The sequence below is a fragment of the Zobellella denitrificans genome, from assembly GCF_002407485.1.
Classification (GTDB): domain Bacteria; phylum Pseudomonadota; class Gammaproteobacteria; order Enterobacterales; family Aeromonadaceae; genus Oceanimonas; species Oceanimonas denitrificans.
The window spans coordinates 3,242,704-3,263,972 of sequence record NZ_CP012621.1 but is presented as its reverse complement, the minus strand read 5'-3'; the positions used below and the strand labels follow the sequence as shown (position 1 = coordinate 3,263,972).

At 66.2% G+C, this 21,269-nt stretch carries 18 protein-coding genes; 8 read left to right on the top strand and 10 right to left on the bottom strand.

Annotated elements, in window-relative coordinates; all coding sequences use genetic code 11:
- Nucleotides 1–146: 146 nt before the first annotated feature.
- Both AN401_RS15415 and AN401_RS15410 read right to left on the bottom strand, forming a co-directional pair.
- Nucleotides 147–1,487: a sigma-54-dependent transcriptional regulator gene (locus AN401_RS15415; RefSeq protein WP_094038263.1), complete on the bottom strand. Its 1,341-nt coding sequence runs from the start codon at nucleotides 1,485–1,487 to the stop codon at nucleotides 147–149.
- Nucleotides 1,484–3,355, bottom strand: coding sequence for a sensor histidine kinase (locus tag AN401_RS15410; protein ID WP_096779846.1), 1,872 nt, complete (start codon nucleotides 3,353–3,355; stop codon nucleotides 1,484–1,486). The genes AN401_RS15415 and AN401_RS15410 overlap by 4 nt, the downstream gene beginning before the upstream one ends.
- Nucleotides 3,356–3,640: 285 nt before the next feature.
- Between AN401_RS15410 and AN401_RS15405 the strand changes: the two genes are divergently transcribed.
- On the top strand, nucleotides 3,641–5,047 hold the full coding sequence (locus AN401_RS15405) for a cytochrome ubiquinol oxidase subunit I (protein ID WP_096779845.1): 1,407 nt from the start codon (nucleotides 3,641–3,643) through the stop codon (nucleotides 5,045–5,047).
- Between the two features lies 1 nt (nucleotide 5,048).
- Nucleotides 5,049–6,044 (top strand): cytochrome d ubiquinol oxidase subunit II, encoded by a 996-nt coding sequence (locus AN401_RS15400; RefSeq protein ID WP_094038260.1) that lies wholly within the window; start codon nucleotides 5,049–5,051, stop codon nucleotides 6,042–6,044.
- Between the two features lie 113 nt (nucleotides 6,045–6,157).
- Here the strand turns inward: AN401_RS15400 and AN401_RS15395 are convergent, their stop codons facing one another.
- From AN401_RS15395 to AN401_RS15380, 4 genes are all read right to left on the bottom strand, one after another.
- Complete coding sequence (locus tag AN401_RS15395) at nucleotides 6,158–7,342, bottom strand: YeeE/YedE family protein (RefSeq protein WP_096779844.1); 1,185 nt, start codon at nucleotides 7,340–7,342, stop codon at nucleotides 6,158–6,160.
- Between the two features lie 53 nt (nucleotides 7,343–7,395).
- The gene (locus AN401_RS15390; RefSeq protein WP_096779843.1) at nucleotides 7,396–8,322 is read right to left on the bottom strand and encodes a sulfurtransferase; all 927 of its coding nucleotides are present in this window, start codon (nucleotides 8,320–8,322) and stop codon (nucleotides 7,396–7,398) included.
- A 217-nt stretch (nucleotides 8,323–8,539) separates the two neighbouring features.
- Entirely contained in the window at nucleotides 8,540–10,024 is a 1,485-nt protein-coding gene (locus AN401_RS15385; RefSeq protein WP_096779842.1) for a Na+/H+ antiporter NhaC family protein, read from the bottom strand.
- A 573-nt stretch (nucleotides 10,025–10,597) separates the two neighbouring features.
- Entirely contained in the window at nucleotides 10,598–12,001 is a 1,404-nt protein-coding gene (locus AN401_RS15380; protein WP_269769024.1) for a glutamine synthetase family protein, read from the bottom strand.
- Between the two features lie 201 nt (nucleotides 12,002–12,202).
- On the opposite strand from AN401_RS15380, the gene puuD reads away from it, so the two are divergent.
- The 5 genes from puuD (at nucleotide 12,203) to AN401_RS15355 (ending at nucleotide 17,517) form a co-directional block, all read left to right on the top strand.
- Nucleotides 12,203–12,967 carry a gamma-glutamyl-gamma-aminobutyrate hydrolase gene (gene puuD / locus AN401_RS15375; RefSeq protein ID WP_096779840.1) on the top strand — a complete coding sequence of 255 codons (765 nt, stop codon included), beginning with the start codon at nucleotides 12,203–12,205 and terminating at the stop codon, nucleotides 12,965–12,967.
- Nucleotides 12,964–13,530, top strand: coding sequence for an HTH-type transcriptional regulator PuuR (gene puuR, locus AN401_RS15370; RefSeq protein WP_096779839.1), 567 nt, complete (start codon nucleotides 12,964–12,966; stop codon nucleotides 13,528–13,530). Before puuD ends, puuR begins: the two co-directional genes overlap by 4 nt.
- A gap of 17 nt (nucleotides 13,531–13,547) precedes the next feature.
- Nucleotides 13,548–15,032, top strand: a complete 1,485-nt coding sequence (gene puuC / locus AN401_RS15365; RefSeq protein WP_096779838.1) for an aldehyde dehydrogenase PuuC — start codon at nucleotides 13,548–13,550, stop codon at nucleotides 15,030–15,032.
- A 14-nt stretch (nucleotides 15,033–15,046) separates the two neighbouring features.
- Nucleotides 15,047–16,321: an NAD(P)/FAD-dependent oxidoreductase gene (locus AN401_RS15360; RefSeq protein ID WP_096779837.1), complete on the top strand. Its 1,275-nt coding sequence runs from the start codon at nucleotides 15,047–15,049 to the stop codon at nucleotides 16,319–16,321.
- A 764-nt stretch (nucleotides 16,322–17,085) separates the two neighbouring features.
- Entirely contained in the window at nucleotides 17,086–17,517 is a 432-nt protein-coding gene (locus AN401_RS15355) for an META domain-containing protein (RefSeq protein ID WP_096779836.1), read from the top strand.
- Nucleotides 17,518–17,656: 139 nt separating this feature from the next.
- Here AN401_RS15355 and AN401_RS15350 read toward each other — a convergent pair whose 3' ends face one another.
- The 4 genes from AN401_RS15350 to AN401_RS15335 all read right to left on the bottom strand — a co-directional run bounded on the left by AN401_RS15350 (nucleotide 17,657) and on the right by AN401_RS15335 (nucleotide 20,750).
- Complete coding sequence (locus AN401_RS15350) at nucleotides 17,657–17,998, bottom strand: 4a-hydroxytetrahydrobiopterin dehydratase (RefSeq protein ID WP_096779835.1); 342 nt, start codon at nucleotides 17,996–17,998, stop codon at nucleotides 17,657–17,659.
- Between the two features lie 9 nt (nucleotides 17,999–18,007).
- Nucleotides 18,008–18,805, bottom strand: a complete 798-nt coding sequence (gene phhA, locus AN401_RS15345) for a phenylalanine 4-monooxygenase (protein ID WP_094038251.1) — start codon at nucleotides 18,803–18,805, stop codon at nucleotides 18,008–18,010.
- 108 nt (nucleotides 18,806–18,913) lie between these two features.
- Nucleotides 18,914–20,107, bottom strand: a complete 1,194-nt coding sequence (pncB, locus tag AN401_RS15340) for a nicotinate phosphoribosyltransferase (RefSeq protein WP_096779834.1) — start codon at nucleotides 20,105–20,107, stop codon at nucleotides 18,914–18,916.
- On the bottom strand, nucleotides 20,100–20,750 hold the full coding sequence (locus tag AN401_RS15335) for an isochorismatase family protein (RefSeq protein WP_094038249.1): 651 nt from the start codon (nucleotides 20,748–20,750) through the stop codon (nucleotides 20,100–20,102). Before AN401_RS15335 ends, pncB begins: the two co-directional genes overlap by 8 nt.
- A gap of 144 nt (nucleotides 20,751–20,894) precedes the next feature.
- Between AN401_RS15335 and AN401_RS15330 the strand changes: the two genes are divergently transcribed.
- The gene (locus tag AN401_RS15330) at nucleotides 20,895–21,236 is read left to right on the top strand and encodes a DUF2750 domain-containing protein (protein ID WP_094038248.1); all 342 of its coding nucleotides are present in this window, start codon (nucleotides 20,895–20,897) and stop codon (nucleotides 21,234–21,236) included.
- Nucleotides 21,237–21,269: the final 33 nt, after the last annotated feature.

The following is a 21,269-nucleotide window of genomic DNA, read 5'->3' as shown; positions in this document are numbered from 1 at the left end:
CTACAGCGGCATCTACAACGGTATCTACAGCAGCTCGGTGCCACCCTCATGCGGGCGGGCCGCCCGCGCCCCAAGAGTCGGTGCCGCCTGATTTTTAAACTATATGGTGCGCTGGTCAGCGATACCTCCAGCTTCCAGCTTCCAGCTTACAACCCGTACCGCTCGATCTTTTTCAGCAGGCCCTGGCGCGACAGCCCCAGGGCCTGGGCGGCATGGGTGCGGTTGTTGTCGTGGCGGGCCAGGGCCTCGGTGATCAGCGCTATCTCCAGGGCCCGCACCTGGGCCTCCAGGCTGTCGCCGGCGGCGGCCTGGGCCGGGCCGGGTTTGGCGTCCGGGTAGAGCAGGGCGATGTCCTCCAGGCGGATGACGCCGCCCCGGGCGATGGCGGCCACGCTGTCCAGCGCGCTTTTCAGCTCGCGCACATTGCCCGGCCAACGGCGGTGGATAAACCAGTTGAAGGCCTCGGTGTCCGGGCGCAGCGGCGGCTGGCCCCGGGCCTGCAGTTCGAGGAAGTGGCTGACCAGCAGCGGAATGTCCTCCGGGCGCTCGTCCAGGGGACGGGTCTCTATGGTCACCCCCTTGATGCGGTAGTAGAGATCCTCGCGGAATTCGCCCCTTTTCACCTTTTCCGGCAGGTCCGCGTTGGTGGCGGAGATCACCCGCACGTCTATGGTTTCCAGGCTGCGCCCGCCCACCGGGTAGTAGCTGCCTTCCTGCAGCACCCGCAACAGCTTGACCTGCATCGCCAGCGGCATGTCGCCGATTTCGTCGAGGAAGAGGGTGCCGCCGTCGGCCAGCTTGAGCAGGCCGTCCCGGGCCTTGTCGGCGCCGGTGAAGGCGCCCCTGGTGTGGCCGAACAGCTCGCTTTCGAGCAGCTCGGCGGGAATGGCGCCGCAGTGCACCGAAATAAAGGGCCCCCGGGCGCGCTGGCTGAGATCGTGGATGGCGCGGGAGATCACCTCCTTGCCGGTGCCCGAGGGGCCGGTCACCAGCACCCGCACGTCGGTGGGGGCGATGCGTTGTACCAGGGCGCGGATGTTCTCCATGGAAGGGGAGGCGCCGATCAGGCTGGCCAGCGGCGGCTGGCGGCGCTGCTTCAGGCTGTTCAGCTCGCGCACCAGCTGGTGCTTGGTGAGGGCCCGGCGCACCACCACCGCCAGCATGTCCGGATCGATGGGCTTGGCCAGAAAGTCCCAGGCGCCCTGGCGCAGGGCCTCCAGCGCCAGCTCCCGCTCGCCGTGGCCGGTGAGAATGATCACCGGCCGGTCGATGAACTGGGGCAGGGCCGCCAGGGTGTGGTGGGGATCGAAATGGGGCGGCAGCGACAGGTCGAGCAGGACCAGATCGGCGTCGAATTGCTGCAACTGGTCGCGCAACCCGTTGAGATCGGCGCAGTCCTTCACCTCGTAGCCCTCGGCCTCCAGCCACTGGGCGCAGAGGGTGCGGAAGGCGGGTTCGTCGTCGACCAGCAGGATGCGCGGGATCATGAGTGCTTCTCCTCGGGAAAATACAGTTCGAAGGTCACCGGCCAGCCCAGATCCTGGCGGTGGCGGACATGGCCGCCGTGGGCCTCCATGATGCGCTGGACGATGGCCAGCCCCAGGCCGCTGCCGCCGCTGCGCTTGCCGACGAAGGGGCGGAACAGCCGCTCGCCGAGTTCGGCATCGATCAGGGGGCCGTTGTTGTGCACCCGCACCAGGCCGGGCCTGTCCCCCGCCTCGACGCAGATGCGCCCGCCGGGCCGGTTGCGCACGAAGGCCAGGGCATTGTCCACCAGGTTCACCACCACCTGCTGCAGCCGGTAGGGGTCGGCCCACAGCCGGTAGTCGGCCGGCAGTTGGTGCTCGAAGGCGGTGCCCTGCCAGTCGAACTGAGGCCTGAGGCTGTCGAGCAGGGCGGCGAGGGGAATGGCCTGGCACTGCACCTGGATGCGGCCGGAATAGGCCAGCATGTCCGAGATCAGCCGATCGGCGCGCTTCAGCTGGGCCTGGATCATCTCCTTGCGGCTGGCCTCCAGGCCGGCGGTGGCCATGGAGATGATGTTGAGCGGGTTGCGCAGCTCGTGGGCCATGGCCGCCGACAGTCCGCCCAGCTCCACCAGGTGCTGCTCCGACAGCCGCCGGCGCTCGGCTTCCGCCAGTTGCAGGGAGCGTTCCAGCAGGCCGCAGCGGGTGGCCAGCAGGGAGGCGAACACCTCCGCCGCCAGGCGCAGGCCCGGGGTCACGTCCTCGAAGCCCTGCAGCCGGGCCTGCCAGCCCTGGGGCTGGTGCCGGCACTGGATGCAGGGGCCGGCGGGCAGGGCCTGGGCCGACTCGCCTTCGGGCGTGAAGCGGATGGCCACCGGCTGGCCCATCTGGCGCGAGATCAGCCCGGCGGCGGCATTGGCCAGGCCGCTCCAGCTGCTGGCCTCGCCCAGGCGCTGCTGCCAGAGGGCGAGCAACTGCTCGTCGAGCCGGCTGCCCGGGTAGATCAGCCGCTCCACCAGCTTGCTCACCGGCTGGTACAGGGCCAGGGCCAGCATCAGCAGCAGCATGGAATAGAGCCACAGCTGCCACTTGGGCACGTTGGCCAGGGCCTGCATGCCGAACTGGCCGGCCATGGCGCTGAGCAGGGCGATCAGCCCCATCACCAGCGCCGTCATCAGGGTCCACAGCAGGGCCCGGTTGGCCCAGGCGTTGATTTCCAGCATCTGGTAGCGCACCACGCCGTAGACCAGCAGCACCACATAGCTCGGCAGTAGCAGCATGGGCCAGGGATACCAGTACAGGCCGAGGGAGGGGAAGATAAAGCTGGTGGCCAGCAGCAGGCCCCAGGCGCCGGCGGCGAACATGGCGGCGATGGAGCGGCGGCGGTTGCCGCTGTGGATGCGCAGGCCCCACAGCAGCAGGGCGTGGGCCAGCACCCCGATGGCGATGGTGTAGGCGATGTTGAACCAGCCGATGCCCTGGAACACGAAGTAGTGGGCGAAGGGGCCGAAGGCGATGACGCCGCCTCCCTCCAGCCAGAGGCTGGCCAGCAGCACCGCCAGGGCGGCCAGGTAGAGCAGGCCGCGGCCGCGGGCCAGGCGGTCGAGCCAGGGGCGCCTGCCCACGCCCTGGTTGACGAAGCCGACGGCGAAGTCGAGGAAGAAGGTGGGCATCAGGGGGTTGGCCAGGATCAGGGCGATGCCGAGCCGCTCCCAGCCGTGGAACACCGCCACGTGGCCGGCGCACCAGAGCGCCATCATCACGCCGAAGCCCGCCAGCGCCTTCATGCTGCGCCGGCGGCGGGCGCGCCAGTACAGCCAGGCGGACACCAGCAGGGCGCAGCCGCTGGTGAGGATCATCATCAGTTCGAAGGCGACATCCGGTGACATCGGCGGGCTCCAGGTGTAAATAAGGTTTACAGTTTACCGGCGAAAGACTGTAAACCTTGTTGTCGGTTCGGGCAAGTTTTCGCCGGTTTTTTGATCCAGAACAAGGCGGCACAAGGTGTCGGACGTAGTGGCACGGTTTCTGCTTTATGGGGGTATCAACCCAGCGAGTGAGCAACAATAATGAACATGACCGCCTTACTGATTGAATTCTCCGCTATTTTTATCGTTCTGCTGTTAGCGACCCTGCCGGCCGCCGTCAACCGTTACCGTCGTTAAGGAGGAGCCATGGAGCTCGATTCCGCCCTGCTGTCGCGCATTCAGTTCGCGTTCACGGTCAGCTTCCACATCATCTTCCCGGCCATCACCATCGGCCTGGCCACCGCCATCGCCATCTGGGAAGGGCTCTGGCTGAAGACCCGCAACCCCATCTACTTCCAGTTGGCCAAGTTCTGGATCAAGCCCTTCGCCATCACCTTCGGCATGGGGGTGGTCAGCGGCATAGTGCTGTCCTACGAATTCGGCACCAACTTTTCCGAGTTCTCCGAAATCACCGGCCCGGTGCTGGGGCCGCTGATGGCCTACGAGGTGCTCACCGCCTTCTTCCTGGAGGCGGGCTTTCTCGGGGTCATGCTGTTCGGCTGGCAGCGGGTGAGCGAGCGGTTGCACTTCTTCGCCACCTGCGTGGTGGCGGTGGGTACCTGGCTTTCCGCCTTCTGGATCATCGCCGCCAACTCCTGGATGCAGACCCCGGCCGGTTACGAGATAGTGGACGGCCGCTTCGAGGTGGCCAGCTGGCTGGAGGTGATCTTCAACCCCTCCATGCCCTACCGGCTGGTGCACATGCTGCTGGCGGCCATGCTCAGCGCCACTTTCGTGATCGGCGGCGTCAGCGCCTGGTTCCTGCTCAAGGGGCGGGAGCAGGCCTTCGCCCGCAAGGGGTTGTCGATGGCGCTGTGGGCGGCGCTGATCCTGGCGCCGGTGCAGGCGCTGGTAGGCGATTTCCACGGCCTCAACGTCAAGGAGCACCAGCCCATCAAGCTGGCGGCGATGGAGGGCATCTGGCCCGAGCGGGAGGCCGGCGCGCCCCTGCTGCTGTTCGCGGTGCCGGACATGGAGAACGAGACCAACCGCTTCGAAATCGCCATTCCCAAGCTGGCGTCTCTGATCCTCACCCACGAGTGGGACGGGGAGCTGCAGGGGCTCAAGTCGGTGCCCGCCGACGAGCGCCCCAACGTGCCCCTGGTGTTCTATTCGTTCCGGCTGATGGTGGGCCTGGGCGTACTGATGATAGGCATAGCCCTTTGGGGGCTCTGGCTGCGCCGCGGTGATCGGCTCTATGAACACCGGCCCTTCCTGCGGCTGGTGAACCTGATGATCCCCTCGGGGGTGCTGGCCACCCTGGCCGGCTGGTACGTGGTGGAGATCGGCCGCCAGCCCTGGCTGGTGCAGGGGCTGGTGCGCACCATGGAGGTGGTGTCGCCCTTGCCGGCGGAGCGGGTGCTGTTCTCGCTCACCCTGTTCGTGCTGACCTACAGCCTGCTGTTTTGCGTTTATCTGTATTTCATGGCCAAGCTGGTGCGCAAGGGGCCGCCGGACATGGCTCACCTGGAACAGCACCTGATCGGCGTCGACGCCCCCGGCTACGCCCTGGCCTGGGTGAAGCAACTGAAACACGACAAGGCGGAGGCATAACATGGATCTGGCATTGTTCTACTACCTGCTGCTGGGCTTTGCGGTACTGATGTACGTGGTGCTCGACGGCTTCGATCTCGGCCTCGGCATCCTCTATCCCTGGTTTCGGAGCGAGGCGGAGCGGGATCACATGATGCGCTCCATCTCCCACGTGTGGGACGGCAACGAAACCTGGCTGGTGTTCGGCGGCGTGGTGCTGTTCGCCGCCTTTCCCGCCGCCTACGCGGGCATACTGGCGACCCTGTACACGCCCATCATCATCATGCTGATCGGGCTTATCTTCCGGGGCGTGGCCTTCGAGTACCGCTTCAAGTCGCACCGCTCCAAGCCCTGGTGGGATCTGTCCTTTTGCCTCGGCTCCACCGTCGCCACCTTCTGCCAGGGCGCCATCCTCGGCGCCGTGGTGCAGGGGGTGGAGGCCGGTCCCGGCGAGCTGGGCGCGCTGGAGTGGCTGTCGCCCTTCAGCATCTTCACCGGCTTCGCGCTGATGGTGGCCTATGCCCTGCTGGCCTGCTGCTACCTGGTGATGAAGAGCCGGGACGAGATCATGGCCCGCGCCGCCCATCTCGGCCGCCAACTGGTGCTGGCGATCATGGCGATACTGGTGGTGGTGAGCCTGTGGACCCTGCTGGCCAATACCGAGGTGCGCACACGCTGGTTCGACGGCCTCAACTTCCTGTTCCTGCTGCCCCTGCCGTTGCTGAGCGCCCTGTTCGGCTGGCTGCTGTACCGGGATCTGGACGGCCAGCCCCACGAGACCCGGCCCTTCTGGCTGGCGGTGGGGCTGTTCCTCCTGGGCTTTATCGGCCTGGTGGTGGGGCTTTTCCCCTATCTTATCCCGCACCAGCTGACCCTGTGGGACGCCCGGGCGCCGGACTCCAGCCTGCTGTTCCTGCTGCCGGGCATCTTTATCTTCCTGCCCTTGATCTGCGCCTACACCCTGTGGGGTTACCGCATCTTCTCCGGCAAGGTCGAGGATTTCGAGGAGGGCTACTGATGAAGGGCAAGAACAGCTGGCTGTGGTTCGCCGGCCTCTACCTGGGCGGGGTGCTCGGCATCACCCTGCTGGGCGCCCTGATCCGGCTGCTGGCCGGCGGGCTCTGGTAACCCTCAGCCGGGCAGACGGCGGCGCAACCACAGGCCGGCCAGGATACCGGCCGGACAGCACAGCAGGAACACCCAGCCCGAGAGGGCCCCGGCCATCACGCCCGACAGCAGGGTGCCCACGGTACAGCCCAAGGCGACCATGGCGCCCCATCCCATCAGCAGGCCGCCCGCCAGGCAGCGCACCACCTCGCCCGGGGCGGGCCGACGCGGGCGCCAGTCGCCGGCGACCAGGGCCGAGGCCAGGGAGGCGGCCACCAGCCCCAGCACGAAGAGACCGTTGTCGGAAAGCAGGTGCTCCTTGACCACCGTCATGCAGCCGGAAAAGCCGTCCAGCCCCTCCAGCCTGCCGGGCAGCAGCCCCAGGCCGTCGACGCCGGTGCGCGCCAGGCTGCCGAGCTCGGCGGTCACCCCTAGGGGGGCGACCCTGAAGTAGGCCATCACCCCTATCATGCCCACCAGTATGCCGCCCACATAGGTGGGCCAGCGCCGGCCGAACAGCAGGTCGTGCAGCGACCCGGCGGGGGGCGGTCCGGACTCTGCCGGCGGCCGGTGGGCCCGCACCAGGGCCAGGGCGAAAGCGGCGAGCAGCAACAGCTGGAGCAGCAGGGCACCGCCGTAGCCGAGGTGGGCTGGCAGCCAGATCACCGGCGCCTCCTGCATGACCCTCAGGTAGAGGGGATTCCAGCTGAGAAAGCCGAGCACGAAGCCGCCCAGGGCCCCGAGCAGGGCGAAAGGGGCGGCGAGGGAGCCTTCGCCCAGCCGGTAGAGGTGAGCGCTGAGGCAGGAACCGGACAGGGCCATGCCGATGCCGAAGGTGAAGGCGCCGGCGGCCAGCACCCAGCTCACCGGGCCTATATGGGCTCCCGGCGGCAGGCGGCCCAGGGTGGGATCGAGCAGGAAGGCGCCGAATAGCACCTGGTAGCCCAGGCAGCCCACCGCCAGGGCCACCACCAGCCCGAGCAGGCCCCGAGCGTCCCGGCGCTCGATGAAATCGCGGCTGATGCAGAAAAAGCAGAAGCGGGAGCGTTGCAACACCAGCCCGAACAGGGCGCCGGCAAGCAGGGAAAAGGCCAGGTTGTTGCCGGTGGTGGAGCCGTCGGCGAGAGCACGGCCGGCCAGCAACAGGGCGAGCAGCACCAGCAGGGCCAGGGCAATGGCCGGGCGGCGGGCCGGAGCAGGGGGGGGCATGGCTCTTATACCAGAGCAGGACGGCGGCAAGGGACCCTTGCCGCCGTCGCTTGTCAGGTGCCGCCCCAGACGGTGCCCGCGGGGTTGGCGATGGGCACGCCCACGCTGTTGCCGTATTCGGTCCAGGAGCCGTCATAGTTGCGCACCTCGTAACCGAGCAGCTTGCTCAGGACGAACCAGGTGTGGCTGGAGCGCTCGCCGATCCGGCAATAGACGATGATGGGTTTGCTGCCATCCACGCCGACGCCCTGGTAGAGCGCGCGCAGCTCTTCAACCGGCTTGAAGGTGCCGTCCGCGGCCACGGCGCTGCTCCAGGGCACATTCACCGCCCCGGGAATGTGGCCGGCCCGTACCGCCAGCTCCTGCACCCCGGCCGGGGCGAAGATCTTGCCGTTGTACTCGTCGGCGGAGCGGATATCGATCAGGGCGGTATCGGTACGGCCTTCGGCCACCGCCAGCACGTCGCCCAGGCGGGCGCGCAGGGCATCATTGCGCTCGGCGAGGGTGATGTTGCCGGGCGGGTACTGGCTCGGACGCACGTCCAGCGGGCGTCCTTCCGCTTCCCACTTGTCGCGGCCCCCGTCGAGCAGTTTGACCGAGGGCACCCGGTAAACATCGAAGATCCAGGCGCCCCAGGCGGCAAACCAGTTGTTGCTGTCGCCGTAGAGCACCAGGGTGGTGCCCTCGGAGATGCCGGCCTTGCGCAGCAGGGCCTGGAAGTTATCCCGGGAGGCGATGTCCCGCTTCACCGGATCGACCAGCTCGGTGTGCCAGTGGAGATTGACCGCGCCCGGGATATGGCCGCGTTCGAACTTGCCGGGCACCACGCTGACTTCCAGCACGCGCAGATCCTCGTTGTTCAGGTTTTGTTCCAGCCAGTCGGTACTGACCAGAAAGTCGCTGTTCGCCTGGCCGGCGCCGACCAGGAACAGACTGCCGACCGCGGCCAGGGTCAGCCGCATCACTCGTTGCCATTTCATCGCATTGTCCTTTTTATTTACCATGATGTAATGGCCTGCCCCGGATAGCCGGGGTAGGTCGCCGGGTGGTTGTTTAAGCATAGAAGATGGGCGGCTGACCGTCCGGCTCCATGGAGGGAAGGGACCGAACACCGGCTGCATAATGCCGGCGGTGCGGACTGAGTGAGATTTGAGCCAGAGCCGGGCAGCGGGCCCGACTCTGGTACGAGGAGCGGACTTACACCAGCCAGAAGCCGGCGGCGAGCAGCGCCGCCAGGGTGAGGGCGCCGCCGATCAGCGCGTAGGGCAACTGGGTCAGGGCGTGATCCATGGTGTCGCAGCCGGCGCCCTGGGCGGACAGCACGGTGGAGTCGCTGAAGAAGCAGGCGTGGCTGCCGAAGGCCGAGGCCGAGAGCAGGGCGCCCACCACCAGCGGCATGGGCACCGCCATGGCCTGGGCCAGGGGCACCACTATGGGCAGGGAGATCACGAACACCCCCCAGCTGGAGGCGGTGCTGAACACCACCAGCGCCATCACCAGGAACACCACCGCGGGCAGCAGGGCCGGGGTGAGGATGGGGGTGACGGTGTCGATGATGTATTGGGTCATGCCCAGCTGGTCGTTGACTTCCTTCAGGACGAAGCCGGCGCAGACGGTGGCGATGGGATACAGCATCACCTTGAAGCCGTCCAGGGTGGCGTCCACCTGCTGCTGGAACGACAGCAGCCGCTGCACCGAATAGAGCAGCATGGTGAAGCCCAGGGCCACCAGCACCCCTTTCAGCAGATCGATCTCGTACCAGGCGCTGGCGAGCACCAGCACCAGCATGGGCAGCAGGAAGTTGCCCAGGCCGAGCCAGGCGGGAGTATTCCGGCTTGGTTGAGCTTCTTCCTGGTCTTCCCAGCCGGTCGGCACCGGCTGGCCGGCCCGGGCGCGGGCTTCCGCTTGCTTCATGGCGCCCAGATCCGGCAGCCGGTTGGCCGCCACCAGCACCACCACCAGCAGGGCGGCCCAGCCGTAGAGCATGTAGGGAATGCTCTGGATATAAAGGGACATGCCCCGGCCACCGTCGGCGGCGCCGGAATCCTCCAGCAGGGAGGCGAAGAACACCGCCCAGGTGGAGATTGGCACCAGGATGCAGATGGGCGCGGCGGTGGAGTCCACTATGTAGGCCAGTTTTTCCCGGGAGATTTTGTAGGTATCGGTGATCTTCTTCATGGAGGAGGAAACGGCGAGGGAGTTGAGGTAGTCGTCGATAAACACCACCAGCCCCAGGCCGACGGTGCCGAACATGGCGCCGCTGGGAGACTTGATCAGCCGGGTCATGAAGTTGCCGAAGCTGTGCACGCCTCCGCCCCGGGCCAGCAGGTTGATAAGCCCGCCCATCATGCCGCACACCAGGATCAGCCAGGCGATGGTCTCGTCCATCATCACCGCCAGGGTCACGTCCGCCAGCGGGCTGACCAGATCGCCCGGATCCAGCAGCAGCAGGCCGAGCAGGGCGCCCGCCAGCAGGGATTCCACCGTCTTGCGGGTGAGCACCGCCATGGTGATCACCAGGGCGGCCGGCAGCAGGCTGAGCACGCCGTAGTCGCTGCCGGCCTCGTGGTTGAAGCCGAGCCAGGCAAAGCCCAGCGCCGCCACCAGGGCCACCGCCAGTCCACGCCACAGCGGCGGCCATTTTTCGGAGGGTTCGAGTACCAGGGTATCATCTCGTTGCATCGGTATTGTCCTTGGTCGAGGGGCCGGCGATGGCGCCGGTCATGTCCCTATGGTTGTTCGCGGCAAGCCCGGGGCCGGCCGCACCGGCTCCGGTGGCAAAGGGCCCCTTGGGGCCGGTTGCCACCGGAAAAACGTGATAGTCCGCTCAAGGCCTGTTTGCGATCTTCCCGAGGCCAGTCTGTTGCAGCCCAGAGATAAGGCAGCAGGGCCGCCTCCGTCGACACGCTTCAAGCACATCCCTGTGACGCTCGGCACATGCCATCCCTGGCATGTGACGGTCGGCGGAGGCCATCCCTGCTGCCTCTTTTAAGTTCCGGTGCCGTCTGAGCGTAGCGCCGGCAGGCGACAACGGCGCTCCGGGGAGGACAAAGGGTGCTGCTTCGCCGACCCTCCGCGCCAGGGATGGCGCGGCGGAGCCCCCAGGGGGCGAGCTTGCTCGCCGTGACGAGTCGTTTCGGCCTGACCGAATATCCAGTGAATGTTCGCAGCAGGTCGAAACGGCGAGTATCAGATCCCCGGCGTGTCGGCGGAGCAGTGCGCTTTGGCCGAGTACTGTAGATCGTCAACAGGTTATCAGGCGTTTTTAAGCATCCACTCCAGTTCGATATCGGTGATGCGCCGCTCGAACTCCAGCAGCTCGTCGTGCTTGCAGATGCGGTACACCTCGATGAACTCCTCCCCCAGGTAGCGCTTGAGCGGCTGGCTCTCGGCCAGCACCTGCAGCGCCTCGCTCTGGCGGGTGGGGAAGGGCAGCCCTTCCTGCTCCAGGCCGTTGCCCACCACCGGCGCCGGCAGCGGCAGGGTGTTGTCCAGGCCGTGCAGCAGGCCGGCGAGGATGGCCGCCACCACCAGATAGGGATTGGCGTCGGCCCCGGCCACCCGGTACTCGATGCGGCGGGCGTCGTCGTCGCCGCAGGGGATGCGCAGGGCCACCGTCCTGTTGTTGTGGCCCCAGGAAGCCTGGGTGGGCACGTACATGCCGGGCTGGAAGCGACGGAAAGAGTTCATATTGGGGGCCAGCAGCGCCATGCTGTCGGGCATCAGATCCAGCATGCCCGACAGGGCCAGGTGCAGCAGGGCCGAGTCTTCGCCGTCTTCGTCCACGAACAGGTTGTCGCCCCGGTCGTCGACCACGCTGATGTGCACGTGCAGGCCGCTGCCCGCATGCTCCTCGTAGGGTTTGGCCATAAAGGTGGCGTCCATCTCGTGCTGCTCCGCCACCAGCTTGATCAGCCGCTTCAGCGCCAGGGCCTGGTCGCAGGCGGCGAGCACGTCGTCGGTATGATAGAGGTTGATCTCGAACTGGCCCGGCGCCGCCTCGGCCACGGCGCCGTCGGCCGGCAACCCCTGCCGGATCGCCAGGTTGTCGATGTCGGCCAGGATCTCGGCGAAGTTATTGAGGTTGTCCACCGAGTACACCTGGCTGTAGGTGTCCCGCTTCTGGGTGAGCGGCGAGCAGGGCGGCTGCAGCCGGCCGCCCTCGTCCCGCTCCCGGTCCACCAGGTAGAACTCCAGCTCCAGCGCCACCACCGGCCGCAGGCCCCGGGCCTTGACCTTTTCCCACACCCGGGCCAGCACGTTGCGCGGCTCGAGCGGAAAGGGCTGCTCGTCCTCGGTGACCATGGTCAGCAGCAGCTGGGCCACGGTATCCGGATCGCAGGCCGAGGGCACCAGGGTATCGGCAATGGGGAAGCAGGGCAGATCCGGCTCGCCGATGTCCTGGCCGATGCCGGTTTCCTCCACCACGTTGCCGCGAAAGTCCATGGCGAACACCGAGCCCGGGAAGAAGCAGCCCGCTTCCAGCTTGTCCAGGGCGCTCACCGGCAGCCGCTTGCCGCGGAAGATGCCGTTGAGGTCGGTGAGCAGCACGTCCACATACTGGGTATCGGGATAGCGGGCCAGGTAGTCGGCCACCTCCCGCTCGAAGTCGCTCGGCACCAGGGGTTCGACCTGGGCCAGGGGGTTTAACATTTCCATCTCTGCTTGCATGATTGCACCGCCATGTGACCGTTAAAAATACTTACCATGAGAAACATAATTTCGTTTATTTTGTTTTGCAAGTGTTAAATATTATTGAGTGGTAAATCTCCGTGTGCTAGGTTTTAACTATATATTTGACAAAAGTAGCCCGCCAATGGTTTTTTGTTCAGGATTTAGAGCATGAGTGAGGAAACACGGATGGTGCATATATTTAACAAGCCTGTGGTCGGCATCATCATGTGCCGGCAGATGCTGGGGCCGCATCCGGCGATGACGCTGCAGGAGAAATACCTCAACGCCGTGCAGGCCGCGGGCCTGCTGCCCTTTCCCCTGGCCCAGGGGCTGGGCGACGACGAGCAGGGCCTGGAGCAGGCCCTGGCCATGCTCGATGGCCTGCTGCTCACCGGCAGCTACAGCAACATGGAGCCCCATCACTACGGCGAAAGCGGGGAAGAGCCGCTCAACGATCCGGGGCGGGATCGACTGAGCCTGCGGCTTATCGCCGCCGCCCGGCAACGCCAACTGCCCCTGTTCGGCATCTGCCGCGGCTTCCAGGAGATGGTGGTGGCCAGCGGCGGCACCCTGCACCGGCGCCTGCACGACACCGGCCTGTTCGACGAACACCGGGAAGACAAGCAGCAGCCCCTGGCCCAGCAGTACGCCCCGGCCCACGACATCACTCCCGAAGCGGGTGGCCTGCTGGCCCGGCTGGCCGGCCCCGGCCGCCAGCCGGTGAATTCCCTGCACATGCAGGGGGTGAAGGCGCTGGGCGCGGCGGCGCGGGTCGAGGCGCGGGCACCGGACGGCCTGGTCGAGGCCATCAGCCTGACTGATCAGCCCTTCGCCCTGGGGGTGCAGTGGCATCCGGAGTGGCTGAGCCGGGACAATGCCCTGTCCCGCGCCCTGTTCGACGGCTTTGCCGAGGCCTGTCGCCACTATCGGGCGGCCAGGGAGGCGGGATGAGCGAGGCGCGCAAGACCGACCTGGCCCCGGGCAGCCGGCTGGCGGCCATCCGCCAGCGGCTGGGCCTGAGCCAGCGCAAGGTGGCGGAGCTGTCCGGCCTGACCCACGGCGCCATCTGCACCATAGAGCAGGACAAGGTCAGCCCGGCGGTGAGCAGCCTGCAGAAGCTGCTCAAGGTGTACGGCATGTCGCTGTCGGAGTTTTTCGCCGAGCCGGTGCCCGTCAAGCGCAACAAGGTGGTGATCGAGCCCGAGGAGCTGATCGAGATCGGCAGCCGGGGCGTGTCCTTCAAGCTGGTGCACAACGGCAACCGCAAGCGGGCCCTGGGCTTTTTGATCGAAACCTACGCCCCCGGCGCCAGCACCGGCGGCCACCTCAAACACCAGGGGGAAGAGGTCGGCACCGTGCTCGAAGGGGAGATAGAGCTGACGGTGGACGGTGAATGCCACCGGCTCCGGGCCGGGCAGAGCTATGTCATCGACACCGGCCTGCCCCATACTTTTACCAATGTTTCGGAGCGGGAGTGCCGCATCATCAGCGCGCACACCCCGCCCAACCTGTAAGGAACGCGGAGAACATCATGGACTACAAAGACAAGGCCCACTGGCAGGCCAGGGCGGCACAACTGCGCATCGAATCCCGGCTCTTTATCGCCGGCGAATACCGGGAGGCGGAAGGGGGCGAGCGCTTCGAGGTGATCAACCCGGCCACCGACCGGATCCTGGTCGAGGCCAGCCGGGCCCAGGAGCGGGACGTCAACACGGCGGTGGCGGTGGCCCGCACCAGCTTCGAATCCGGCGTCTGGGCCGAGGCGGCGCCGGCCGAGCGCAAGCGGGTGTTGCTGCGCCTGGCCGACTTGATGGAGGAACACCGGGAAGAGCTGGCACTGCTCGAAACCCTGGACACCGGCAAGCCGATCCGCCACAGCCTGCGGGATGACATCCCCGGCGCCACCCGCGCCATCCGGTGGTATGCCGAGGCGGTGGACAAGGTGTACGGCGAAATTGCCCCCACCGGGCCCGAGGCGCTGGCGCTGATCAGCCGCGAGCCCATCGGGGTGGTGGCGGCCATAGTGCCCTGGAACTTCCCGCTGCTGCTGGCCTGCTGGAAGCTGGGGCCGGCGCTGGCGGCGGGCAACTCCGTGATCCTCAAGCCGTCGGAGAAGTCGCCGCTCAGCGCCATCCGCCTCGCCGCCCTGGCCAGGGAGGCGGGCCTGCCCGACGGCGTGCTCAACGTATTGCCCGGCTTCGGCCACGAGGCGGGCAAGGCCCTGGCCCTGCACCAGGACGTGGATTGCCTCACCTTCACCGGCTCCACCGGGGTGGGCCGGCTGCTGATGGAATACGCCGGCCGCTCCAACATGAAGCGGGTGTGGCTGGAGGCGGGGGGCAAGAGCGCCAACCTGGTGTTCGCCGACTGCCCGGATCTGGCCAAGGCGGCCCGGGCCTCCGCCGCCGGCATTTTCTACAACCAGGGCCAGGTGTGCATCGCCGGTACCCGGCTGCTGGTGGAGGCGAGCATCAAGGACGCCTTCCTGGCCGAGCTGAAGAAAGCCGCCGAAGCGTTCAAGCCGATGGATCCGCTGGATCCCGAGTCCACCATGGGCACCCTGATCGACAGCGATCACCACGGCAGCGTCTGTCGCTATATCGCCGAGGGGTTGGAAGAAGGCGCCGTACTCGGCCTGGACGGCCGGGAGCAGGCGGGCAACTTTATGGGGCCGACGGTGCTGGAGCAGGTGAGCCCGCACATGACGGTGGCCAAGGAGGAAATCTTCGGCCCGGTGCTGGCGGTGACCAGCTTCGACAGCGAGGAAGAAGCGGTGCGCCTGGCCAACGACAGCAAGTACGGCCTGGGGGCCGGGGTCTGGACCTCGGATCTGGGCCGGGCCCACCGGCTGGCGCGCAAGCTCAGGGCCGGCTCGGTGTTTATCAACAACTACAACGACGGCGACATGACGGTGCCCTTCGGCGGCGTCAAGCAGAGCGGCAACGGCCGGGACAAGTCCCTGCACGCCCTGGAAAAATTCACCGAACTCAAGACCACCTGGCTGGCACTGGATTAAGGGAGAGGTTTTAAATGGAACATGTAAACAGCTACTACGCCGCCTCGGCCAACCGGCACGAGCCCTGGCCGCAACTGACCGAAGACATCCGCTGCGACGTCTGCGTGGTGGGCGGCGGCTACACCGGCCTCTCTACCGCCCTCTTTCTCGTCGAGGCGGGCTTCGACGTGGTGCTGCTGGAAGCCAGCCGCATCGGCTTCGGCGCCAGCGGCCGCAACGGCGGCCAGATAGTCAACTCCTACAGCCGGGACATCGACGTGATCGAGGCCCGCTACGGCCAGGACACCGCCCGCATGCTGGGCAGCATGATGTTCGAGGGCGGCGACATCATCCGCAGCCGCATCGAGCAGTACGGCATCGACTGCGACTTCCGCCCCGGCGGCATCTTCGCCGCCCTCAATTCGCGCCAGTTGCACGAGCTGGAAAACCAGAAGGCCAACTGGGAGCGCTACGGCCACCGGCAGCTGGAGCTGCTGGACGAACGCCAGGTACGGGAGGAGATCGGCACCGAGGCCTACGTGGGCGCCCTGCTCGATCACCGGGGTGGCCATATCCATCCGCTCAACCTGGCCCTGGGCGAAGCCGAAGCCATCCGCAAACTGGGCGGGCGCATCTTCGAGCAGTCGGCGGTGACCCATATCCAGTATGGCGATCCGGCGGTGGCCAAAACGGCGGGCGGCAGCGTGACCGCCAATTTCCTGGTGCTGGCCGGCAACGCCTACCTCGGCAACCTGGAGCCCAAGCTGGCGGCCAAGGCCATGCCCTGCGGCACCCAGATAGTGACCACCGAGCCGCTGAGCGAGGAGCAGACGGCGAGCCTGATCCCCCGCCACTACTGCGTGGAGGACTGCAACTACCTGCTGGATTATTACCGCCTCACCGGCGACAACCGGCTGCTGTACGGCGGCGGCGTGGTCTACGGCGCCCGGGATCCGGACGATATCGAGCGACTGGTGATGCCCAAACTGCTGAAGACCTTCCCCCAGCTCAAGGGGGTGAAGGTAGACTACCGCTGGAGCGGCAACTTCCTGCTGACCCTGTCGCGCCTGCCCCAGTTCGGGCGGCTGGAGCCGAACGTCTACTATATGCAGGGCTACAGCGGCCACGGCGTGACCTGCACCCACCTGGCGGGACGGCTGCTGTCGGAGGTGCTCAAGGGCCAGGCCGAGCGCTTCGACGCCTTCGCCCGCCTGCCGCACCTGCCCTTCTTCGGCGGCCGCCGCTTCCAGGTGCCCTTTACCGCCATGGGCGCCGTCTACTACAGCCTGCGCGACAAGCTGGGGGTGTGAGGCGGCTGGAAGCTAGAGCGCCATATAGTTTAAACATCAAGCGGTCAGGCGTGTGCTATCCCTGCCACTCTCGTCGGTAGGCACACGACGTTTGCAGATTGGCACCTGACTGGTGGAGCGCAGGCGGCCCGCCTGCTTTCCCGCGCAGCGGGAACCCTCGGACGGGCCTGCCACACCACAGCTTTAAAGAGGCTTGAGGCAGAACAGGCATCGCGGGTTGAGCTGTGCTTTTGCCAGCCTCGGTGCCACTCTCATGCGGGCGGGCCGCCCGCGCCCCAATGGTGGAGCGCAGGCGGCCCGCCTGCTTTCCCGCGCAGCGGGAACCCTCGGGCTGGCCTGCCACACCACAGCTTTAAAGAGGCTCGAGGCAGCGCGGGTTGGGTTGTGCCTTCGCCCACCTCGGCGCTACCCTCATGCGGGCGGGCCGCCCGCATGAGGGTGGCACCGAGCTGCTGTAGATGCCGCTTTAGCCGGCATGAACCGGCACAAACCGGCGCCCAATTGCCACGCCCCACGCCGTTGGCAGGTTTGCGCCACGTAAACGGGCGCCTACAGGTGAGATATCACGCTGCTTACGTTTTAACTGATCGGTACTCTAGGGCCCATTTCAATGGGCCTCCCCACGCCGGCGTCGGGTTTGGGTCAGGGGTGGGCCTTTCCTCCCAAAGCGGGTATAGTGTTAGAGTTATTACTCAATTCATGGTCGCAGCCGGGATGCGCCTGCCCTGAGCCGGGACGGCTTTTCCTTATCCTGTGAGGCTTTTATGAATCGACTGACTTCCCTTGCCCTGGTGTCATCCCTGTCCCTGGTTGCCCTGAGCGGTTGCGCCGAACTGGGCAACCAGCAACAGGCCCTGACCGGCACCGAGTGGCAGGTGCGGGATCTGAACGGCATGGACGTAAGCGGCGAGCTGCCCGGCAGCATCGGCCAGGCCGTCGGCACCCTCAACTTCGGCGACGACGGCCGGCTTTATGGCCGTGCCTTCTGCAACGGTTTCCATGGCGGCTACCTGCTCCTGGGCGACAAGCTCGAGACCACCGGCATGGCCAGCACCATGATGATGTGCACACCGGCACAGATGGAGCGGGAGCAGGCCATGCTGGATATTCTCGGCAACGGCCAGCGCATCGAGTTCAATCCGGCTGGCGAACTGGTGATCCATGCCAAGGACGGCCGCACCCTGACCGCCCGGTAAATATCAAAAGGAGTCGGGGTCAATTTTAAAAATTGACCCCGACTCCTACTCCTTTATCTCTTCCAGCATCCAGCTTCCAGCTTCCAGCTTCCAGCTTCCAGCTTCCAGCTTCCAGCTTCCAGCTTCCAGCTCCCGGCTTTCAGCCTTCCAGCAGGGTATCGGTCCTGGCGGCCATGATAAAGTCGTTGCGGTGCAGGCCGTGGATGGCGTGGGTCCACCAGGTGACGGTGACCTTGCCCCATTCCAGGGTGATGGTGGGGTGGTGGAATTCGCTTTCGGCCAGCTCCGCCACCTTGTCGGCGAAGGCCCAGGCCAGCTTGAAGTTCTTGAATTTGTATTCCCGCTCCAGCTGCAGCACCCCGTCCCGCGCCACCGGCGTCCAGTCGGGAATGTCCTTCATCAGGGACGCCAGCTCTTCGTCGCTGACCCTGGGGGCATCGGCGCGGCAGGCTTCGCAGTGTTGTTGGGCAAGTGCGGTCATGTTCACTCCTTAACTGGCTTGTTGTTGTTTGGGCGGAAAGGTGGGGGCGAACAGCCCCAGGGCCTTGGCCTCGTTCACCCTGGCCATGATGTCCATCTCGGCGATATGGAACAGCTCGTCGATGGAGTCGATCACGTAGTAGATGGGCTGCATGATGTCGATGCGATAGGGGGTGCGCAGCACATCCAGGATATCGAAGGGGCGGAACTCCGGCACCGGGGACTCGAAGGCATAGCGGGTCTCGCCGGGGGAGGAGAGGATGCCGCCGCCGTAGATGCGCCGTCCGGCCGGGGTGTTGAGCAGGCCGAACTCCACGGTAAACCAGTACAGCCGGGCCAGGAAGCCCCTGTCCTGGGGACTGGCATCCCGCCCCAGCTGGCCGTAGGCATGGGTAAAGCGGGCGAAGGCCGGATTGGTCAGCAGGGCGCAGTGGCCGAAGATCTCGTGGAAGATGTCCGGCTCCTGCAGGTAGTCCAGCTCCTGCCGGCTGCGGATAAAGGTGGCCACCGGAAAGCGTTTGCTGGCCAGCAGTTCGAAGAAGCGATCGAAGGAGATCAGCGCCGGCACCCGGCTCACCTGCCAGCCGGTGGCGGGCTCCAGCACCCGGTTGATGTCGTCGAGCTGGGGGATGCGATCCCGGGGCAGATCCAGCCGGGCCAGGCCGTCCATGTATTCGTCGCAGGCGCGGCCGGCCACGCAGGCCAGCTGGCGTTCGATCAGGGTCTGCCAGATGGCGTTTTCTTCGGTACTGTAGTGGATAATGCCGTCCGGCCCCGGCTCCCGGGCCACATATTGGGTCGCTTTCATCTTGCTCCCTCCTCGAGCGGTGTCGGCTTCTAATCTAGAGAGCCCGCTCATTATTTAGAAGCGGCGGTCCGGCCTTGGGTTCAGTACTCCTGTAACAATAAGTTTACATCATCCGGCCACATCCGCCCCGGCCAGCCGGACCTGGAACACCTGGGCCAGGTAGGCCAGGTAGCCGGCGTCCTCGCACATGGCCTTGCCCGGGCTGTCGGACAGCTTGGCCACCGGCTGGCCGTTGCAGGCGGTCATCTTGATCACGATGTTGAGCGGCACCGGATCCGTCACGTCGTTGGTCAGGTGGGTGCCGATGCCGAAGGCCATGGCGCAGTCGTTCTGGAAGCGGTGGTGGATTTCCAGCGCCCGGGCCATGGTCAGGCTGTCGCTGTACACCAGGGTCTTGCCGCGCGGATCTATCTTCATGCGGCGGTAGTGGGCCAGGGCCTTCTCGGTCCAGATCATGGGGTCGCCCGAGTCCTGGCGCAGGCCGTCGAACAGCTTGGCGAAGTAGAGATCAAAGTCGCGCAAAAAGGCGTCCATGCCCACCACGTCGGTGAGGGCGTAGCCCAGGCGGCCGCGGTATTCGTGCACCCAGGCTTCCAGCGCCGCCTTCTGGCTGTCGATAAGCCGCGGTCCCAGGGCCTGGAAGGCCTGCAGGAACTCGTGGGCCATGGTGCCCACCGGCCTTAGCCCCAGGCGGCGGGCCAGATCCAGGTTGCTGGTGCCGGCGAACTGCACCGGCAGCTGTTGGCCGAGCCGGGCCACCACTTCCTCCTGCCAGCGGCGGGAGAAGCGGCGCCGGGTGCCGAAGTCGGAGAAGCGGAAGCTGGCGGGTGCCGCGGCCGCCAGGGCTATCTTGTGCCGCAGCCGCTCCCGGGCCTGGTGCCAGTCGGGGCTTGGGTAGTGCCGGCGGCAATAGACTTCGCAGATGATGGCCAAGAGCGGCACCTCGAACAGTATGGTGTGCAGCCAGGGGCCCTTGATATGCAGTTCGAGCCGGCCCTGCTCGCAGCCCAGCTCGATAAAGCGCCGATCCAGCCGGAACAGGCGGAGGAAGTGGATAAAGTCGGGCTTGATGTAGTCGAGCCCGGCCAGGTAGTCGAGCTCGTCCTCGTCGAGCCGGAGCCGGCACAGGTGATCGATCTCGGCCTCTATCTCGTCGAGGCAGCAGCTGAAGTCGATGCCCGGGGTGCGGCAGCGGAAGCGGTATTCCACCGGCGCCGCCGGGTGCTGGTGCAGCACCGCCTGCATCATGGTGTATTTGTACAGGTCGGTATCGAGCAGGGAGCGGATCACGGGCTCAGTCATCGGCCTGCTCCAACTGGCCGGCATCGTGCACGAAATGGGCACCCAGCTGGATCATTTCGGCGATGGCGTGGCGGCTGCTTTCGTCGGCCACGCCACGGATGGCGGAGCGGTTGACCACCACGGTGAAGCCGGCGGCCAGCAGTTGCAGCACCGTTTTGTGCACGCAGTAGTCGGTGGCCAGGCCCCCCACCAGCACGGTGCTCACCCCGTTGCAGCGCAGAAACTCGACCAGGCCGGTGCTCTGGCGCTCGGCCAGGTCATGGTAGCAGGCGCCGTAGGGATGCATGTCCGGCTCCACCCCCTTCCACACGAAAAAGTCGTAGTCGGCGGGGTGGGGCAGGCCGGCCAGCAGCTCGAAGCCCTTGGTGCCGGGCACCGCGTGGCGGGGCCAGCGGATGTCCATGTTTCTGGCGCCGGCGATGGGGGTAAAGGGCGGCTCCTGCTCGGTGGCGAGCCAGTGGGCTTGGGGCGAATGGGCGTCCTTGGAGCCGAGCCGGTAGCCGGCGAAGGCGGCCTGGCGGTTGAGTTCGTCGGCGATCTGGTCGCCCTCGGGCACCGGCAGCTCGTCCGGGCAGGCCGGGGTAAAGGTATACTGGGCGTCGACGTCCAGGCTGGCGACACGGTGTTTGGCGGGTAATTTCATGCTCCACCTCCTATGGTTAAGTATGGGCCCGAGGGGCCGGCGCAGCAGTCTGTTAATATTGTTTTGATTGAGTCTAGGGATGATTTGGTTCAGTATCGCCCCATTCGGGGGCTCTCTCCCCATTATCAGCCAAAGGTGAACAAGATGAGCGACAGCCACCAGCAAAACTACCAGCGTTTTATCGATGAAGTGAAAGCCAACCGGGTGATGTGGGGGCTGCGCTTCGGGGACGAGTGGGTGGTATGCGATTCCACCGAGTTCGAAGACACCGAGGTGATGCCGGTCTGGTCCACCGAGGACGAGGCCAGGGCCCAGTGCCTGGAGGAGTGGGCCGACTACGAGCCCTTCGAAATCAGCCTGGCCGAATTCCTGGAGATCTGGGTGGAAGATCTGTCCGAAGACGGCGTGCGCATCGGCCCCAACTGGGACGAGGAGCTGGACGGCATCGAGGTCGACGTGCTGGAGCTGGTCAAGGCCTTGGCCTGAGGGCCTTTATTCTCCGCCGTGAAAAGGGCCCTG

Coding starts and splice junctions, on each gene's coding strand:
- AN401_RS15415 (WP_094038263.1), bottom strand. CDS start 1,487: ATGATCCCGCGCATCCTGCTGGTCGACGACGAACCCGCCTTCCGCACC.
- AN401_RS15410 (WP_096779846.1), bottom strand. CDS start 3,355: ATGTCACCGGATGTCGCCTTCGAACTGATGATGATCCTCACCAGCGGC.
- AN401_RS15405 (WP_096779845.1), top strand. CDS start 3,641: ATGGAGCTCGATTCCGCCCTGCTGTCGCGCATTCAGTTCGCGTTCACG.
- AN401_RS15400 (WP_094038260.1), top strand. CDS start 5,049: ATGGATCTGGCATTGTTCTACTACCTGCTGCTGGGCTTTGCGGTACTG.
- AN401_RS15395 (WP_096779844.1), bottom strand. CDS start 7,342: ATGCCCCCCCCTGCTCCGGCCCGCCGCCCGGCCATTGCCCTGGCCCTG.
- AN401_RS15390 (WP_096779843.1), bottom strand. CDS start 8,322: ATGAAATGGCAACGAGTGATGCGGCTGACCCTGGCCGCGGTCGGCAGT.
- AN401_RS15385 (WP_096779842.1), bottom strand. CDS start 10,024: ATGCAACGAGATGATACCCTGGTACTCGAACCCTCCGAAAAATGGCCG.
- AN401_RS15380 (WP_269769024.1), bottom strand. CDS start 12,001: ATGGAAATGTTAAACCCCCTGGCCCAGGTCGAACCCCTGGTGCCGAGC.
- puuD (WP_096779840.1), top strand. CDS start 12,203: ATGGTGCATATATTTAACAAGCCTGTGGTCGGCATCATCATGTGCCGG.
- puuR (WP_096779839.1), top strand. CDS start 12,964: ATGAGCGAGGCGCGCAAGACCGACCTGGCCCCGGGCAGCCGGCTGGCG.
- puuC (WP_096779838.1), top strand. CDS start 13,548: ATGGACTACAAAGACAAGGCCCACTGGCAGGCCAGGGCGGCACAACTG.
- AN401_RS15360 (WP_096779837.1), top strand. CDS start 15,047: ATGGAACATGTAAACAGCTACTACGCCGCCTCGGCCAACCGGCACGAG.
- AN401_RS15355 (WP_096779836.1), top strand. CDS start 17,086: ATGAATCGACTGACTTCCCTTGCCCTGGTGTCATCCCTGTCCCTGGTT.
- AN401_RS15350 (WP_096779835.1), bottom strand. CDS start 17,998: ATGACCGCACTTGCCCAACAACACTGCGAAGCCTGCCGCGCCGATGCC.
- phhA (WP_094038251.1), bottom strand. CDS start 18,805: ATGAAAGCGACCCAATATGTGGCCCGGGAGCCGGGGCCGGACGGCATT.
- pncB (WP_096779834.1), bottom strand. CDS start 20,107: ATGACTGAGCCCGTGATCCGCTCCCTGCTCGATACCGACCTGTACAAA.
- AN401_RS15335 (WP_094038249.1), bottom strand. CDS start 20,750: ATGAAATTACCCGCCAAACACCGTGTCGCCAGCCTGGACGTCGACGCC.
- AN401_RS15330 (WP_094038248.1), top strand. CDS start 20,895: ATGAGCGACAGCCACCAGCAAAACTACCAGCGTTTTATCGATGAAGTG.